The organism is Halomicrobium sp. HM KBTZ05 (genome assembly GCF_041530035.1).
In the GTDB taxonomy this organism is placed as follows: domain Archaea; phylum Halobacteriota; class Halobacteria; order Halobacteriales; family Haloarculaceae; genus Halomicrobium.
In genome coordinates this window covers 847,356-862,506 of the sequence record NZ_CP168057.1, presented here as the reverse complement: position 1 = coordinate 862,506, position 15,151 = coordinate 847,356, and the positions used below count along the sequence as shown (strand labels likewise).

General features: G+C 66.5%; 19 protein-coding genes. 9 read left to right on the top strand and 10 right to left on the bottom strand.

Features of this window, described 5'->3' with window-relative positions:
* Positions 1 to 118 precede the first annotated feature (118 nt).
* The 5 genes from ACAH01_RS04510 (at position 119) to ACAH01_RS04490 (ending at position 6,226) form a co-directional block, all read left to right on the top strand.
* Positions 119 to 862, top strand: coding sequence for a 4-phosphopantoate--beta-alanine ligase (locus ACAH01_RS04510; RefSeq protein ID WP_372480384.1), 744 nt, complete (start codon positions 119 to 121; stop codon positions 860 to 862).
* A 90-nt stretch (positions 863 to 952) separates the two neighbouring features.
* Positions 953 to 3,553: an AAA family ATPase gene (locus tag ACAH01_RS04505; RefSeq protein ID WP_372480383.1), complete on the top strand. Its 2,601-nt coding sequence runs from the start codon at positions 953 to 955 to the stop codon at positions 3,551 to 3,553.
* A 201-nt stretch (positions 3,554 to 3,754) separates the two neighbouring features.
* A complete protein-coding gene (locus tag ACAH01_RS04500; protein ID WP_372480382.1) occupies positions 3,755 to 4,678 on the top strand; it encodes a sulfide-dependent adenosine diphosphate thiazole synthase in 924 nt (307 codons plus the stop codon).
* 176 nt (positions 4,679 to 4,854) lie between these two features.
* Complete coding sequence (locus ACAH01_RS04495; RefSeq protein WP_255318004.1) at positions 4,855 to 4,977, top strand: hypothetical protein; 123 nt, start codon at positions 4,855 to 4,857, stop codon at positions 4,975 to 4,977.
* A 4-nt stretch (positions 4,978 to 4,981) separates the two neighbouring features.
* Positions 4,982 to 6,226: an RNA-guided endonuclease InsQ/TnpB family protein gene (locus tag ACAH01_RS04490; protein WP_372480381.1), complete on the top strand. Its 1,245-nt coding sequence runs from the start codon at positions 4,982 to 4,984 to the stop codon at positions 6,224 to 6,226.
* Positions 6,227 to 6,406: 180 nt separating this feature from the next.
* On the opposite strand, the gene ACAH01_RS04485 is transcribed toward ACAH01_RS04490, so the two are convergent.
* Complete coding sequence (locus tag ACAH01_RS04485) at positions 6,407 to 6,874, bottom strand: bifunctional nuclease family protein (RefSeq protein ID WP_153554213.1); 468 nt, start codon at positions 6,872 to 6,874, stop codon at positions 6,407 to 6,409.
* An 88-nt stretch (positions 6,875 to 6,962) separates the two neighbouring features.
* Between ACAH01_RS04485 and ACAH01_RS04480 the strand changes: the two genes are divergently transcribed.
* The 3 genes from ACAH01_RS04480 to ACAH01_RS04470 all read left to right on the top strand — a co-directional run bounded on the left by ACAH01_RS04480 (position 6,963) and on the right by ACAH01_RS04470 (position 8,238).
* Positions 6,963 to 7,256, top strand: coding sequence for a hypothetical protein (locus ACAH01_RS04480; RefSeq protein WP_372480380.1), 294 nt, complete (start codon positions 6,963 to 6,965; stop codon positions 7,254 to 7,256).
* 118 nt (positions 7,257 to 7,374) lie between these two features.
* Positions 7,375 to 7,914, top strand: coding sequence for a hypothetical protein (locus ACAH01_RS04475; RefSeq protein WP_372480379.1), 540 nt, complete (start codon positions 7,375 to 7,377; stop codon positions 7,912 to 7,914).
* A 66-nt stretch (positions 7,915 to 7,980) separates the two neighbouring features.
* Positions 7,981 to 8,238, top strand: a complete 258-nt coding sequence (locus tag ACAH01_RS04470; protein ID WP_012807550.1) for a hypothetical protein — start codon at positions 7,981 to 7,983, stop codon at positions 8,236 to 8,238.
* A gap of 4 nt (positions 8,239 to 8,242) precedes the next feature.
* Here ACAH01_RS04470 and ACAH01_RS04465 read toward each other — a convergent pair whose 3' ends face one another.
* The 8 genes from ACAH01_RS04465 to ACAH01_RS04430 all read right to left on the bottom strand — a co-directional run bounded on the left by ACAH01_RS04465 (position 8,243) and on the right by ACAH01_RS04430 (position 13,405).
* Complete coding sequence (locus tag ACAH01_RS04465) at positions 8,243 to 8,506, bottom strand: DUF3194 domain-containing protein (RefSeq protein WP_153554216.1); 264 nt, start codon at positions 8,504 to 8,506, stop codon at positions 8,243 to 8,245.
* Complete coding sequence (locus ACAH01_RS04460; protein WP_012807552.1) at positions 8,507 to 8,899, bottom strand: prefoldin subunit beta; 393 nt, start codon at positions 8,897 to 8,899, stop codon at positions 8,507 to 8,509.
* Positions 8,900 to 8,972: 73 nt separating this feature from the next.
* Entirely contained in the window at positions 8,973 to 9,737 is a 765-nt protein-coding gene (locus ACAH01_RS04455; protein WP_170095191.1) for an aldo/keto reductase, read from the bottom strand.
* A gap of 39 nt (positions 9,738 to 9,776) precedes the next feature.
* The gene (locus ACAH01_RS04450; protein ID WP_372480378.1) at positions 9,777 to 10,169 is read right to left on the bottom strand and encodes a hypothetical protein; all 393 of its coding nucleotides are present in this window, start codon (positions 10,167 to 10,169) and stop codon (positions 9,777 to 9,779) included.
* 106 nt (positions 10,170 to 10,275) lie between these two features.
* Positions 10,276 to 12,621: a bacterio-opsin activator domain-containing protein gene (locus ACAH01_RS04445; RefSeq protein ID WP_372480377.1), complete on the bottom strand. Its 2,346-nt coding sequence runs from the start codon at positions 12,619 to 12,621 to the stop codon at positions 10,276 to 10,278.
* Between the two features lie 121 nt (positions 12,622 to 12,742).
* Positions 12,743 to 12,988, bottom strand: a complete 246-nt coding sequence (locus tag ACAH01_RS04440) for a KEOPS complex subunit Pcc1 (protein ID WP_372480376.1) — start codon at positions 12,986 to 12,988, stop codon at positions 12,743 to 12,745.
* A 1-nt stretch (position 12,989) separates the two neighbouring features.
* Positions 12,990 to 13,124: a DNA-directed RNA polymerase subunit P gene (locus ACAH01_RS04435; RefSeq protein ID WP_012807557.1), complete on the bottom strand. Its 135-nt coding sequence runs from the start codon at positions 13,122 to 13,124 to the stop codon at positions 12,990 to 12,992.
* Positions 13,124 to 13,405: a 50S ribosomal protein L37ae gene (locus ACAH01_RS04430; RefSeq protein WP_049940679.1), complete on the bottom strand. Its 282-nt coding sequence runs from the start codon at positions 13,403 to 13,405 to the stop codon at positions 13,124 to 13,126. The genes ACAH01_RS04435 and ACAH01_RS04430 overlap by 1 nt, the downstream gene beginning before the upstream one ends.
* Before the next feature lie 218 nt (positions 13,406 to 13,623).
* Between ACAH01_RS04430 and ACAH01_RS04425 the strand changes: the two genes are divergently transcribed.
* Positions 13,624 to 14,370 (top strand): TMEM165/GDT1 family protein, encoded by a 747-nt coding sequence (locus ACAH01_RS04425; RefSeq protein ID WP_372480375.1) that lies wholly within the window; start codon positions 13,624 to 13,626, stop codon positions 14,368 to 14,370.
* Here ACAH01_RS04425 and ACAH01_RS04420 read toward each other — a convergent pair.
* On the bottom strand, positions 14,367 to 15,089 hold the full coding sequence (locus ACAH01_RS04420) for a DUF2103 domain-containing protein (RefSeq protein ID WP_153554224.1): 723 nt from the start codon (positions 15,087 to 15,089) through the stop codon (positions 14,367 to 14,369). The two genes, ACAH01_RS04425 and ACAH01_RS04420, sit on opposite strands and share 4 nt — an antisense overlap.
* Positions 15,090 to 15,151: the final 62 nt, after the last annotated feature.

Genomic DNA, 15,151 nt, shown 5'->3' with positions numbered 1-15,151 from the left:
AAATAGTAGAGAAGACAGTGTAGTACTTCAGTAAGGCGATTGATGGCTAAAAAGAGAAGGTAAGAAATGTGTAACGATAGAGCGATGGACTTTCGACGGTCGGCGGTCACCTGTCTCCATGAACGAGATCGACGTTCCCGAGTCCCACCCGCGATACGAGTCGCTGCTGACCCGCCACCGGATCGAGGACGGCGTCGAGAAGGGCATCACATCCAAACAGGGCCTCATCGCACAGGGTCGCGGCGAGGCGTTCGACTATCTGCTCGGCGAACGGACGACCGACACCGCCGCCGCCGCCGAGCGCGCCGCCGCGGCCCACCTCCTGCAGGCCGACCACGCCGTGCTCTCGATCAACGGCAACGTCGCCGCGCTGGTGCCCGGCGAGATGGTCACGCTGGCCGAAGCGACCGGTGCCGACCTGGAGGTGAACCTCTTCAACCGGACCGAGGAACGGATGGAACGGATCGCCGACCACCTCCGCGAACACGGGGCCGCGGACGTGCTCGGACTCGCCGCCGACGGCTGGATCCCGGGCCTCGACCACGAGCGCGCGAAGGTCGACGCCGACGGCATCGGCGACGCCGACGTGGTGCTGGTCCCGCTGGAGGACGGCGATCGCGCCGAGGCGCTGGCCGACATGGGCAAGACGGAGCTCGTCGTCGACCTCAATCCCCTGTCTCGGTCGGCCCAGACCGCCGCCGTGCCGATCGTCGACAACATCATCCGGGCCGTCCCGGCGATGACCGACCACGCCCGACAACTGGCCGGCGACGAGGCGGCCCAGCGCGAGGCGATCGACTCTTTCGACGCCGACGAGGCGCTGTCCGCGGCCGAGCGGGCGATCCGCGAGGGCGAACTCTGATCGGTGTCCTGTCGCGCAGTCGACCGGAAGGCGTTTTTGCGACCGCTCGCCAGACAGTGATATGTGTCGGGTCAAACGGGTGAATCAGGTGTGACGATACCGGAACGCATCGAGATCGACCAGCCACTTCTCGACGGCCGGTCCGTCGCGGCGGGGTTCCGTTCGAACGATCAGGCGTGGTGTGACGGCCACGACCAGCTCCAGGGCTTGCTCAGGGTGTTGTACCCGGCCTATCGCGTCGAGTACTCCTACGCCGTCGAGGGGCGGTTCCCGTGGTCGAGCCCGGACCACGAACGCGAGTACGCGCTGCTCGACGGCCTCTGGGAGGACAACGACGCGGGACTGGCGATGCACCGCCACGCCGCGACCGAGACGACGACGATCGATCCGCGGGCGCGCTACGGCGACGCGTCGGTGCCGACGGTCGCGCTGGGCTTCCACGGCGACGAAGCCCGAGCGGCGTCCGTGTTGCCGACCCAGCTCGAACACGAGCGCGAACGGATCGGCCGCCAGATCGAGCGGTGGCACGAACAGGCCGACACAGAGGAATCCGCCGGCAACCACACGAAGGCCCGGCGCTTCCGCGAGCAGGCCGACGCCTACGAGGGCGGCGATCCGCTGGACGACCTCCGTGAGATCTACGGCCTGCCAGACGCCGTCGACGCGGGCTCGTTCGAGGGCGTCGAGTCGATCGATCGGGTGTCTCTCCCCTTCTGGATCGCCGAGTTCGGTGCCCAGGACCAGTCCGAACTGTGCTACGTCGCCGTCCGCCCCACCGACGAGGGGTGGGCGCGAGACACCATCACCTCCGTGGGCTGGCTCGAACAGTTCGTGGCGAGCCACCAGTCGGTGCTCGAATCGGACGGCCACTGGCTGGGTGCCGAAGACGTGGCCGTCGAGGGCACGCAAGACCGGATCGACCGTCGGCGCGAGGAGGCGGACGACCGGGCGGCCCACGGGCAGGACGACGAGGTCGTCGACCCGCCGGAGACGGAACTGCTCGACGCCCAGCGACTCGTCGATCCCAGTCCCGACCGGAGCTTCTCGGACGTGGGCGGGATGACGGGGCTGAAAGAGACGCTGGAGGGGAAGGTGCTGAAGCCCCTCGAACACCCCGACCGCTACCGGAAGTACGGGCTCAGCACCGTCGACGGCGTCCTGTTGCACGGGCCACCGGGCTGTGGGAAGACCTACATCACGGGCGCGCTGGCGGGCGAACTCGGCCAGTCGTTCGTCCGCGTCTCGCCGGCCGATCTCTCCAGTAAGTACATGGGCGAACCCGCACAGAAGGTCCAGGAGCTGTTTGCCATCGCCAGGGCGAACCAGCCCTGCCTGGTCTTTCTCGACGAACTGGACGCGGTCACGGTCGCGCGGGACAACGACGACTCGAACCAGAGCGAGCAGGGGATGGTCAACCAGCTCCTGACGGAACTGGAAGGCGTCCGCGACGAGGACGTGGTCGTCGTCGGCGCGACCAACCACGTCGAGGACATCGACAGCGCGATCCGGCGCTCGGGCCGCTTCGACGAGCGCGTCGAGGTGCCGCCGCCCGACGCCGACGCCCGCCGCGAGATGCTCCGGGTCCACCTCGCCGGGCGGCCCACGACCGACGACCTGGATCTGTCCGCGACCGTCTCCGCGACGGCGGGCTACGCCGCCAGCGACCTCGAACGCGTCGTCGACGAAGCGGCCCGCGCGGCGCTGGCAGACGACAGTCCGGTCGACACCGACCACCTCCGGGCGGCCGCCGAGCGGACCGAGACGAGCATCGACGAGTGGATCGGTCGCTACGAGTTCGTCGCCGAGGAGACCGACGGGACGGGGACGGTCGTCCAGCCGTCCAGTGTCGACCACCTCCAGGCCGACGCGATCGTCAGCGGCGACGTGACCCGCACGTTCAAGGACGTGGGCGGGATGGACGGCCTCCAGACGACGCTCGAAGAGAAGGTACTGGAGCCACTGCGCCAGCCCGAGCGGTTCGAACAGTACGGTCTCGAACCGACCAGCGGCGTCCTCCTCTACGGCCCGCCCGGCTGTGGGAAGACCTACATCACCGAAGCACTGGCGGGCGAACTCGATCACTTCTTCGTCGAGATCTCGCCGGCAGAGCTCGTCAGCAAGTGGATGGGCGAACCCGCCCAGCGTGTCGCGGACCTGTTCGAGATCGCGCGGGCGAACCAGCCCTGTCTGGTCTTTCTCGACGAGATCGACGCGGTCGCGGGGAGTCGCGGCGCCAGCACGAACCAGAGCGGCCAACAGCTGGTCAATCAGCTGTTGACCGAGCTGGAAGCCATCTCCGACGAGAACGTGATCGTCGTCGGCGCGACCAACCTGATCGAGGACGTCGACGGTGCGATCCGGCGCTCGGGCCGGTTCGACGAACGCGTCGAGGTGCCGCCGCCCGACGCCGAGGCTCGCCGCGAGATACTGCGAGTCCACCTCGCAGATCGCCCCGTCGTCGACGGCGTCGACTGGGATCGGCTGGCGACTGCCACGGACGGGTACGCCGCCAGCGACCTCGAACTCGTCGCCGACGAGGCCGCCCACCGCGCGCTGCGGGCCGGCGACAGCGTCGACACGACGCACCTGCTGGACGCCGTCGAACGCACCGAGTCGAGCCTGCGCCAGTGGGACGACGGCCAGCGCTACCAGCAGAGCGAGGAAACGTCGGACCTCCGGTACTTCGGCTAGCGCGACGTTGTTCTGCCCACACCGTCTAGTCGGTGGGTTCCAGTAGACGCCTCCGTTCACGAACACGAGAGCTCGCTGTGTGAGCGGGCCGGCGACGACGTGGTCCGCGCTTTCGATCCCGGAGAGCCACGCGTCCTGACAGCCGACGGCTTCGACCCAGACCGGAACCACTATTGCAACGTGGTGGTACCACTAGGTTGTATGAGCGAATTCGAGCAGTTCAGCGACGTCGGTGAGGCGGAAGTCACACGCGCGATCGGTCAGGAGTGGACCGAGGAGTTCATGGACTTCTCGGACTCCGACGTGATCATCGTCGGCGGCGGCCCCTCCGGGCTGACCGCGGCCAAGGAACTGGCCGAGCGCGGCGTCCAGGTCATGGTCGTCGAGAAGAACAACTACCTCGGCGGGGGCTTCTGGCTCGGCGGCTTCCTGATGAACAAGGTCACCGTTCGAGATCCGGCCCAGAACGTTCTGGACGAACTCGAAGTCGACTACAAGCAGTCCCAGGACAGCGACGGGCTCTACGTCGCCAACGGTCCCGAAGCCTGTTCCGGCCTGATCAAGGCCGCCTGTGACGCCGGTGCGAAGATGCAGAACATGACGGAGTTCACGGACATCGTCATCCGCGAGGACCACCGCGTCGGCGGCATCGTCATGAACTGGACGCCCGTCCACGCACTGCCCCGCGAGATCACCTGCGTCGATCCGATCGCCGTCGAGGCCGATCTGGTCATCGACGCCACGGGCCACGAGGCCATGGCCGTCAAGAAACTCGACGAGCGGGGCGTCCTCAACGCGCCCGGTCTCGAAGAGGAAGCCAGCGGCATGGACTCGACCGGCGACGACACCTACGGCGCACCGGGCCACGACTCGCCCGGCCACGACTCGATGTGGGTCGGCAAGAGCGAGGACGCCGTCGTCGAGCACACCGGCCTCGCCCACGACGGCCTCATCGTTACCGGGATGGCGACGGCGACGACCTACGGCCTCCCGCGCATGGGTCCGACCTTCGGTGCGATGTTGCTCTCGGGCAAGCGCGCCGCACAGGCCGCGCTGGACGAACTCGAAGTCGACGCCGAACCGGTCGACGTGACGGCGAAGAACGCGACCCCCGCGGACGATTAGCTGTATGCAGGCGCTAAGCCCCCGTCCTCAAGGAGCAACGCAGGGCGACGCCCGAGTAGCGCAGTAGGCCGGGGATACAGCGCCGTCATCGTCTATTCGTACACTGTTTTGTTGCCGGCCCACAGGCCAACGTTCACCGAAGTGATTTACGTGTAGCGTGCATAGTGTGCATTGCAGTGAAACGGAAGACAATCACCATTCGGGAGGACCAAGACGAGTGGATCGAGGACCAACACCTCAACCTCTCGTCGTTCATCCGAGAGCAACTGGACGAACTTATCGAGGAACGCAGCGAGTAGAGCAATGTACTACGCCTACAAATACCGTCTCAAGCCGTCCGACGCCCACCGTGAGGAGTTGGACCGCCATCGAGACATTTGTCGGCAACTGTACAACCACACGCTCTACCGGCTCAACGAGTACCAAGACGAACACGGCGAACTGCCGTCCATGACTACCCTGCGGTCGGAACTCCCCGACCTCAAGGAGTGGTGGGACGACCTCTCCGACGTGTATTCGAAGGTCCTCCAAACCGTCGTTGAACGGCTGTTCGACAACCTCAAAGGCCTCTCCAAGCTCAAGGAGAACGGCTACGGCGTTGGCCAACTCAAGTGGAAGCCACCACGGGAGTTTCGCAGTTTCACGTATAATCAGTCTGGCTTCAAGCTCGACAAGAAGGGCGGTCAGACCGTGCTGTCCCTCTCGAAACTCGGAGATATACCGATTCGGCTCCACCGCGCCATCCCCGACGGTGCGAAGCTCAAGCAGGTCACGCTCAAGAAAGAGGCGACAGGTGAGTGGTTCGCCACCTTCGGCGTCCAAATAGACCGCGAACCGTCCGAACCGCCTGAGGACCCCGAGAAGTGCGTCGGCATCGACGTAGGGATTCTCAAGTACGCTCACGACACCGATGGTACGGCTGTCAGATTGCTCAACCTCTCGGACGAACGTGAGCGGTTAGAACGCGAGCAACGGAAGCTCTCGCGCAAACAGCACGGGTCGAACAACTACAAGAAGCAACGGCGTCGAGTCGCGGAGTGTCACGCCGACCTCCGGCGCAAGCGCCGCGACTTCTTGCACAAACTCTCGAACTACTACGCTCGGAAGTACGACCTCGTGGCGGTCGAAGACCTGAACGTGAAGGGGATGATGGAGTCGCCCTCGAACAGCCGCAATACGGCGTCGGCGGCGTGGCGGACGTTCCTCTCGTTGCTCCAATATAAGTGCGACCGCGAAGGGACGCACTTCGTGGCGGTCAACCCGAGAGGGACGACCAAAGAGTGCGCGTCGTGCGGCGTTTCGACCGACAAGCCATTGTGGGTCCGTGAACACTCGTGTCCGTCTTGTGGATTTGAAGCGGACAGGGACGCGAACGCGGCGTGGAATATTCTTTCTCGCGGTCTCGAAGACATAGGAGTGGGACACTCCGAATCAACGCCTGTGGAGACTGCGCTCCCTGTGGATACCACTCAGGTGTCTGCAAAGCGCGTCGTGGAAGCAGGAAGCCCCACCCTCAAGGAGCGAACCGCGCAAGCGGTGAGTGAGTAGGGTGGGGTAGTTCACCGAGGCACCGACCAGAGGCCTCGTTACGCGACCGCGGAGCGAAGCGATGCGGGAGCGGGGAGCGCCGGTCCTCGTCATTGCGACCGCGGAACCCAGAGAACCGCGAGCAGTCAGCTTTCACAGAAGTACCGCGTACGTGCCCAGAGAGCAGAACGGAGCGGGTCGTTACAGCTCGAACTCGCTGTCGTCGTCTTCTTCGGGAGCTTCCTCGAAGGCGTCCGGTGGCTGGCCCGCCTCGTCGACGACCTCGTCGGAGACGATCAGCGGGCAGTCCACGCGCAGCGCGATCGCGATCCCGTCGGAGGGGCGGGCGTCGAACACCATCTCTTTGCGTCGGTCGTCGAGGTACTGCTCGGTGTCGATCTTGGCGTAGAACGTGCCGTCGGCCAGATCGTCGATCCGGACGCGGTCGATCGCCGCACCGAACTCCGCGACCATCTCGACCATGAGGTCGTGGGTCAACGGCCGCTCGAACGGTTCGCCTTCGAGCGCCAGCTGCATCGACTGGGCCTGATCGGAGCTGACGAAGATGGGGACGACCTCGTCACGCGCGCGCAGGAGAACGACCGGCGCGCCGGGACCTTCCTCACCGACGCCGATGCCGACGCCTTCCACCGTGGCCTCGTGTTCCATGGCCGACGGTTCGGTGCGGAGGTATGAAAAGCTGTGCAGTGGGCCACACCAGCGAGGCGTTGAGGGACGTGGCGACGAAAGCCGAGTCGTGACCGACGCGTACCGAGTCGCGATCAAGCCCTCCGCCTGGCAGCGCTCGCGGACGGTCGGCGAGTGGGTGAATCGCGAAGGCGCTCGGCGTCGTTTCGCGTCGAAGGCGCTGGCCCGAGAGTGGGCCAGGGCGTGCTCGGGACACGGCGTCCACCTGTGGGTGCAAGACGTGCCAGACCGCGAGAACCGGCCGATCGACGGCTACCTCGTCGGCGGCGCGCGCGGGACCGACCGCGCTACCGACGGGGCGAGACAGCAGTCGCTCGCCGAGCAGACCGACAATCCCGATTAATGCGAGTTAATCCGGAGCGTGAAACCGGTTGAAGCGGCTTAATTCGACAGAATTCGGCAGTATCGCGTCCCCCCTTCAAGTCCCATCGGCGGCGTAGGTGTGCCTGGAGACAACGACGATGCAACTCAAGACAATCGCCACGCTGGTGCTGGCCGTCGCCCTCGTCACGGGCTCGGCGGCAGCACTGCCCGGCAACGCACCTGCACAGGCCGACGACCACGCGAACGACGCCGACACCGTGGACGCGAACGCCGACCGCGACACGGACTCCGCCGAGAGCGACGACGCCGACAGTGGGGCGAACGAATCTGCCGACGCCGACCGCGGCCCGCCCGCCGACGTGCCCGGTGACGAACGACGCGGTCCGCCCGCGGACATGCCCGCACAGGTCCCCGACTTCGTCGGTGAGATTCACTCGCTGATCGGCCAGCACAGTGATGGGACGCTGGACGGCTCGCTGGGCGAGCGGATCAGCGACGTGACGCCGGACGACGAGAGCGACGACGCGGGAGCGGACGCGAGCGACACCGACGACGCCGAAAACGACGACGCAGACACCGACGACGAATCCGCAACTGAAGACACGGACACCGACGACGAGTCTGAGACGACCACCGACGACGGAGACAGCGACGACCAGACCGGAACGGACGCGTAAGCCGCCCGTCCCCGCTGACGCCGACCGAGCGCGACGTTTTTTACCACAGCGACCCTCGATCTGGATATGGCAGAGTCTTCCGACCGCATCGACACGAGCGACCTGCGTGACGGCCTCGAACTGAACCGCTGGCAGGCGATCAAGGCCGTCACTCCGTTCCTGTTGCTCGGACTGGCGGATCTCGTCCTGTTGCTCCAGTGGGGGCTCGACCCCCTCTGGGGGTTCATGATCCTGCCGCCGATCCTCTTCATCAGCGTGCTGGCCTGGATCGCGTTCCGGACCGGCTTCACCAAGGAACGGACACAGACGGCGGCAAAAGAGTAGCCCGCTACGACGAGAACAGGTCGTCGACGGCGGCCTGGGCCGCGAGCGCCGCGTCGTCTGCGACCTGCGCTTCGTCGTGGCGTCCGTCGGGGGCGTTCACGTAGACATCGACGTCGAGGACGCCGTCCTCGAACGAGACGGTCACGTCGAGATCCTCGACGGTGCCGGTGTCGTAGCGCGAGAAGACGACATCTTCGGCAGCCGTCGCGGCGGTTTCGACGACCGTCTCGTCGGTGGGGTCGTCACTGTGCGACTGATCGGTCGACATTTACGCGCCGCCAGCGCCGCCCGGACCGGGTGCGCCGCCGGGACCGCCACCGCCGCCCAGCATCTGCTGGAGCTCGCTCTGGAGGTCCTCGAACTGCTCTCGGACGCGCTCTTCCTGCTTTTCGAGGGTCTCCGTGCGGATCTCCAGTTCGTCGACCTTCTCTTCGAGGTCCTCGACGGCCTCGGCGTAGTCGGTCTTGACGAGCAGTTCGCCGACCTCGCGGTACATCGTCGAGTCCTCGTCGATGTCGTCGAGCTCGTCGAGCGCCGTCTGGGACTCCTGGAGCTGTGTCTCGGCCTGCTGCTTCTGGGCTGCGACCTGCTGTGCGGTCTCCTGAAGGTCCTGTAGCTCTTCGAGTTTCTCTTGTGCTTCCGGCGGCAGATTACCCTGCATACCCACCACCTCGGGTGCCGCACTGAAAAACCATTGCTTTCGATGCAGGCGTGTCGAATCCCGGGCCGGCTCGTTACTCTGGGTACAGTTCGACGCGTTCGTCGATACCCTCGATGCGGGCCACGTCGGCCTCGTCGAGCGTGAGGTCGGTCGCGGCGAGGTTCGCTCGCAGGTGGGCCGGCGAGGAGGCCTTGGGGATCGTCACGACGTTGTCGTGAGCGCACAGCCACGCGATCGCGACGGTGGCTGGCGAGGAGTTGTACTTGTCAGCGATGTCTTCGAGGACCGGATCGTCGAAGACTTTCCCGCCGGCCAGGGGCGAGTACGCGACGAGCGGGTAGTCGTGTTCCTGGGCGTCGGCCAGGAGTTCGTCCTGCCGGAAGTAGGGGTGGAACTCGACCTGGTGGGCCGCGATCGGGGCGTCGAGGTGCGTTCGCGCCGTCCGCAGCTGATCGGGCTCGAAGTTCGAGAGCGCGACGGCCCGCGTCAGGCCCGCGTCGGCGACCGCGTCGAGCGCCGACAGCGTGCTCGCCGGCTCGTAGTCACCGCGCGGGCGGTGGACGTAGAGGAGATCGACGGCGTCCAGACCGAGCCGGTCGAGGCTCGCCTCGGTGCCGGGACGCACGTCGTCGGCGGCAAGATGGTCGATCCACAGCTTCGTCGCGACCGTCAGGTCGTCCCGATCGACCGGGCTGGCCGCGATGGCGTCGCCGACCGTGGCCTCGTTCTCGTAGATCTGTGCCGTATCGAGGTGGCGGTACCCCAGTTCGATGGCGCGCGTGATCGGCTCGGTCTCGTCGATACCCATCGTCCCGAGGCCGACGGCTGGGAGGTCCATACGGCCACTACCGAACGGGACAACTAGTGTCTGGCGGTGCTATCGGAGGACTTCGTCGACGTGTTCGGCCCACTTCTCGACGGTCGGCTGGCCCCAGTAGCGGACCGATTCGCTCCGGCGGTCGAAGTCGAGCACGCCCTTCTCGTCGAGTCGCGGGAGGTGGACCTCCACCAAGTCCGTCCGGACGGCAGACACCGATCCAACCTCGAGACAGTCACGACCCATGCCGCGCTGTGTGACCGCCGTGGCGAGGGTCTCGACCGTCGCCGACGACGCCTCGGTGTCGGCGAAGTGCAGAACGATCGCCCGCCGACGCCAGTCTGCGAGCAGTTCGAACACGTCGTCGATCATCGGCACGGTGAGACCGCGATCGCGGGGCGTCATCCCACGCCACTCGTCGCTGTCGGGTTCCCCAGTGGGCTGGTTGGTCATGGGTCAAGCACTCGGTTGTAACACCCCCAGGTAGCAATAACTAGCCGCCTAGGTGGCTAGGCTATCGTTCGGCCAACAGGACCGGTCACAGTCCGGTGACACGAGATCACCGGTCGAGCACGCCAGCGAGGAGGTTCCGCTCTGCCCGGCGGAGATGCTCGTGGAGTGTCGGCGAGGCGATGCCCAGCGAGTCCGCGAGCCCCTCGGCGGTCGTCTCGCGAGGCCAGTCGTAGTACCCCGAGAGGTACGCCGCCCGGAGGACCTCTCGCTGGCGATCGGTCAGCGGCGACAGCGGCGACCGCTGGCCGTCGCTCTCGGGCTGGGTCCGCTTGCGCTTGGAGACGAGCGTTACGTCCGGGAACCACCGTTCGACGACGGTCTGGACCGACCGAAGGTCCGCGTCGTCGGTCGTCTCGACGACGAGGCGAGCACCACCGGGATCGATCTCGGTCTCGACGAGACGGGCACCCACCTCTGCGAGTTCTGTTCCCAGCGACGACGACCCGTGGAGTTCGACGAGAGAGTCCCCGTCGGTCCGGGTCACCGCCGCGTCCTCGACGACCTCGGACTCGCGGACCGTGTCGACCACCGTACTGGGGGCGGCTCCGTCGACCCGGAGGTACTGTACCACGCCGTCGCTGGTCTCGACGACGCCGGCCGTTTCGAGCGTACAGTCACAGCCCCGCGCGATCCGGGCGAGACAGGCGTCGTCGCTGTCGGAGCGAAACGCCAGCCTGAGCGGGGCCTCGTGCTGGAGCAGCCGCTTGTTCTGGATTGCTGTGAGGGCGAGCCCGATCGTCTCCCCGAGGACGGCGAAGCTGCGTGCGATGCGCTCGCTGAACGCGTCCGGTTCGGTCGCGTACACGGCGAGGATGCCGTGGGTCGTCTCGCCGTGACGGAGCGGGGCGACGATCACCGCCTCGAAGCCGGCAGCCAGTGCTCGCTCTCGCCAGGGCGAAAACGCCGCCAGGGATCGCGTGTCCGAGACGACCTGTACCTCGCCGGTGCGATAGGCACGACTGACCGGACCGGCGTCTGCCCCACCGTCGTCGGCGCGGAGCTCGATCTCGTCGAGGTGTTCGGTCCACGCACCGGCGCTAGTTAGCGGAGCGATCACGTCGTCGCCACCGCGGCGCTCGCCGATCCACGCCAGTCCGTAGCGACCGGACTCGACCAGCCGATCACAGACGGTCTGCTGGAGTTCGGTGGTGCTGGCAGCGGTGCCCAGCGAGCCGATGATGTCCTGTACCAGTGCGTTCGTCCGGCTCAGCGTGGAGAGCTCGTCACGCTGGGACTCGATCTGGCGGGTCCGCTCGCGTCGTTCGGTCACGTCGCGTGCGACGCCCATCAGACCGCCGTACGTGTCCCCGCCGGTCGACAGGAGCGTGTAGTGGATCGACAGCTCGCGGTGCTGGCCATCGCGGGTCCGGAAGGTCATGTCGACTTCCGCGCCTTCGGTGTCGGAGTCGTCCAGCAGCGACTGGACGGTGCGCTGACCGGCCTCCAGTTCGCCGGGAGCGAGTATCTCGGAAGCGTGCATCCCGATCAGGTCACCGCGTTCGTAGCCCAGCATCGCCGCGAACGACTCGTTACAGAAGTCGACGACACCGTTGTGGTCGAGCGTGTACAGGCCGTCCCGCGCCTGTTCGACCAGCAACGCGAACAGTCGCCGCCGCGTCTCGCGACGGACGCGGTCCGTGATGTCCTCGAACTGCTCGATCGTGATGCCGTCCCCCACACTCGCGAGGCGGTGTCGCTGGTGGACGTAGTAGCGGGTGCCGGTGGGGGTGGGAACCACGACCGAGTGATTTTCGACCGGGCCATCGCGAGCGCCGACTTCGCGGCGGCCACCGTCGTCGGGCTCTCCGGAGACGATCGCGTCCAGTCGCGCGTAGAAGTCTTCCGTTTCCGGGATCGAGCGCTCGATCCGATCGACGGGAAAGAGCGCTTCGAAGCTGTGGTTCGACCAGCACAGGCGGCCGTCGTCGTCGACGACGAACAGCGCGCTGGCTTCGGTCACCTCCCGACAGATCGTCGAGAGAGCACTCGCGCGCGCGGCTTCGAAGGCGTCGGGGAACTGTCCGACGAGCGTCTCGATCTTCTCTGCGAGGAGAGACGGCGCGTCCACGGTCTCCCGTTCGACGATCGTCTCGACTCGGCGTGTCGTCTCCGCTGGGATCGTCGCCGGGTCCACGCTCGCGTACAACACCGACGGACAGTCGACCGCATCGAGGAGCGCGCTGCGTCGGTCCGCCGCGACACCGTCGGTCAAGACGAGTCCGTCCCACGACTCGGACTCGGCGGCCGTGACCGCCTCGACACCGGTCTCGTGGTGCAGGCGACAGCCGAGGCGATCGGCGAGTCGGTCGGCGACGCTGTCGGTCGGCGTGTCGACGTAGAGCACCCGCTCCCCGTCGCTCGTCTCCGATTCGGACCCGTTTTCGCCGGTCATAGTGCCCACCCCGCTGTGATTATCTCAGTGAATACCTTCGACTGTGTTCACATAATCATTTCGACAAACCATCGACTAGCGCAAGTACCGAGCGGAGCGACAGTCGCAGTGACTGGCGGCGCTACGGGACGGTGCCGGCGGTCCGTTCGGCGACGGCGACGAGGGTCGCCCAGGTGTTACAGCCGGCACGGAGCGCCACGAGGTCGGCGGCAGTGATCTCGACGACGACCGTCGCCGCATCTCGTCGGAGCGTGGCAGTCGTCCGCTCCCCGGAGATTTCGCCGATCTCCGGGCGGACGCTGCGTGCGACGCGGCGTGCCTGCTGGTCGTCGTCGTACTCGAAAGAGAGAACGGCTTCGTGATCCACGCTACTTGACGTCGACTTCCTTGACGTCGCGCGACCGCTCTTTCAGCAGCACTCGGTGACCGCAGTACGGACAGCGAACGCCGCCGTACTCGTCGAGCGTCACGTCACGCTTACAGCGGGAACACTTGTAGCTCATTACTCGTCCTCGTCTTCGGCGAGCGCAGCGCGGATCGAACGGGTGACGGTCTTCCCACCGGGGGTCTCCGGACGGTACGTGCCGCCAGTGTACTTGTAGCCACAGTAGCTACACTCCCAGATGCCAGTTCCCTTGCGGTCGACGCGGTCTTTGCCACATTCGGGACAGGCGTGGTCGTCTCGCATGTCGTCTTCGATCTCGGCGACGCGGCGGCGGGCGACCCGGCCGTACCGTGCGCCGAAGCGACCGGCACTTCCGGTTCGTCCCTTGTCTTTGGCCATAGTATCGTACTGTCGGCCCAGGACTTTCATAAACCTGTTGAGTTTGGACCGGCCGCCGGGACCCGGACTGCCCACTGGCGACCGCCCAGATCCGACCGAGCCGTCGATCGACATCCCGTTCGACACGCCACGCTTATTTATTAGACCCATCTAATACTACGCGACTGACTCATGTTCGTCCACGCGGAGCTACCGAACGTCCACCGTGAGGTGAGACCGTGACTGGATTCGTCGAGATCGTCGCGGTCGCGATGATCGCGCAGTTGAGCGTGTTGCCCGGTGAGAAAGTCCAGTTCATCATCGCCGGCCTCTCGACGAAGTACAACCCACTGGTCGTCGTCGCGGCGGCCGGGAGTGCCTTCGCCGGCTGGACGGCCTTAGAGATCGCCTTCGGAGCGGCCATCCAGGCAGCGCTGCCGGGCGTCTACCTCGATGCCTTCACCGCCGGAATGTTCCTCCTGTTTGCCGTCCTGCTCTACCGATCCGCCCCGGCGACGGGAACCCAGCCGGACCCGGCGACGATCGCCGACGGTGACGGGGCTGGGGCCGACCACCGGACCGACGGCGGGACCGCGACCGTCGACCTGCCCGACGTGGTCACGCTCGCGGGCCGTGATTTCACCGTCCCCGACCGCTTCGGGAGTTTCCTCCCCATCTTCCTCCTGATGGCGGCCGGCGAGTTCGGCGACAAGACCCAGCTGATCACGATCACGCTCGCGGCCGAGTACGGTGCGACGGCGGCGATCTGGGCCGGCGAGATGCTGGCGATCATCCCGGTGAGCCTGCTGAACGCCTACTTCTTCTACACCTTCTCGCATCGGTTCGACCTGCGGAAGGCCCACCTCTTCGGGGCGAGCCTGTTCGGCTTCTTCGGGCTGGACACGGTGCTTTCGCTGCTGACCGGATTCTCGATCTGGGAGACGATCGTCGACGCGCTCACGACGGCGCTGCTGGCTGTCGTCTAGTCCTGTAAGTCGGCCTCGGTCAGCGCGTCGTTGAGGTCTGCCCGGACGCGCTCGCCGAGTTCTCGGTCGCCAGCCGTCGTCACGATACGGTTCTCCTGAACGCTGGAGCCGTCCCGGATCAGCAGTCTGACGTTGCCGTGTTCGTCCGCTCGGGTCGCCTTGGCGCGCACGCCGGTCCGCGATCCCGACCCACCGGCGTCGATCGGCCCCGGAATCACCTTCTTGACGTGGGGGTGGCCGGCGACCGTCTGGATCGCTCGCTTGCCGGCCCGGCCGCCCACGAGCGTCGAGTGTGAACCGCCGAGTTTCTCCTCGGGGGCGGCGTCGACGACCTCCAGTGCCGGCTCGCCGCGTCGCTCCAGGACGTGTTCGACCGGCTCGTCGCCGTCGACGCGATAGAAGGGGTAGTGGAGCTGACTGCGGACGGCCCCAACAACGTCGCGGTCGCCGGTGACGTACACCTCCTCTGGCCGTTTGCGACGGACGTCGTCGGCGACGAGCCCGGCGAAGTTGCGCAACTCGACGACGCCGGTCTCGCCGCCCGCTTCCGGCGTCGTCGTGATCGTCCGTGCGGCCACGACCGTCTCGTCGGCGAGTGCGGTGACCGTCGCCCGCTCGCGGTCGAGTTCGAGGACGACCACGTCCGTGTTTGCCGACCGACAGACCAGACAGTAATCGCCCGGCCGGTCGAGTTCGGAGCCACACTGCCGACACGACATACAAGCGTCTCGGGGATACGAACGCAAAAGCGAGGCGGTTCGACCGGGCGACCCGAGCGGCG

Coding starts and splice junctions, on each gene's coding strand:
- ACAH01_RS04510 (WP_372480384.1), top strand. CDS start 119: ATGAACGAGATCGACGTTCCCGAGTCCCACCCGCGATACGAGTCGCTG.
- ACAH01_RS04500 (WP_372480382.1), top strand. CDS start 3,755: ATGAGCGAATTCGAGCAGTTCAGCGACGTCGGTGAGGCGGAAGTCACA.
- ACAH01_RS04490 (WP_372480381.1), top strand. CDS start 4,982: ATGTACTACGCCTACAAATACCGTCTCAAGCCGTCCGACGCCCACCGT.
- ACAH01_RS04485 (WP_153554213.1), bottom strand. CDS start 6,874: ATGGAACACGAGGCCACGGTGGAAGGCGTCGGCATCGGCGTCGGTGAG.
- ACAH01_RS04475 (WP_372480379.1), top strand. CDS start 7,375: ATGCAACTCAAGACAATCGCCACGCTGGTGCTGGCCGTCGCCCTCGTC.
- ACAH01_RS04470 (WP_012807550.1), top strand. CDS start 7,981: ATGGCAGAGTCTTCCGACCGCATCGACACGAGCGACCTGCGTGACGGC.
- ACAH01_RS04465 (WP_153554216.1), bottom strand. CDS start 8,506: ATGTCGACCGATCAGTCGCACAGTGACGACCCCACCGACGAGACGGTC.
- ACAH01_RS04460 (WP_012807552.1), bottom strand. CDS start 8,899: ATGCAGGGTAATCTGCCGCCGGAAGCACAAGAGAAACTCGAAGAGCTA.
- ACAH01_RS04455 (WP_170095191.1), bottom strand. CDS start 9,737: ATGGACCTCCCAGCCGTCGGCCTCGGGACGATGGGTATCGACGAGACC.
- ACAH01_RS04450 (WP_372480378.1), bottom strand. CDS start 10,169: ATGACCAACCAGCCCACTGGGGAACCCGACAGCGACGAGTGGCGTGGG.
- ACAH01_RS04445 (WP_372480377.1), bottom strand. CDS start 12,621: ATGACCGGCGAAAACGGGTCCGAATCGGAGACGAGCGACGGGGAGCGG.
- ACAH01_RS04435 (WP_012807557.1), bottom strand. CDS start 13,124: ATGAGCTACAAGTGTTCCCGCTGTAAGCGTGACGTGACGCTCGACGAG.
- ACAH01_RS04430 (WP_049940679.1), bottom strand. CDS start 13,405: ATGGCCAAAGACAAGGGACGAACCGGAAGTGCCGGTCGCTTCGGCGCA.
- ACAH01_RS04420 (WP_153554224.1), bottom strand. CDS start 15,089: ATGTCGTGTCGGCAGTGTGGCTCCGAACTCGACCGGCCGGGCGATTAC.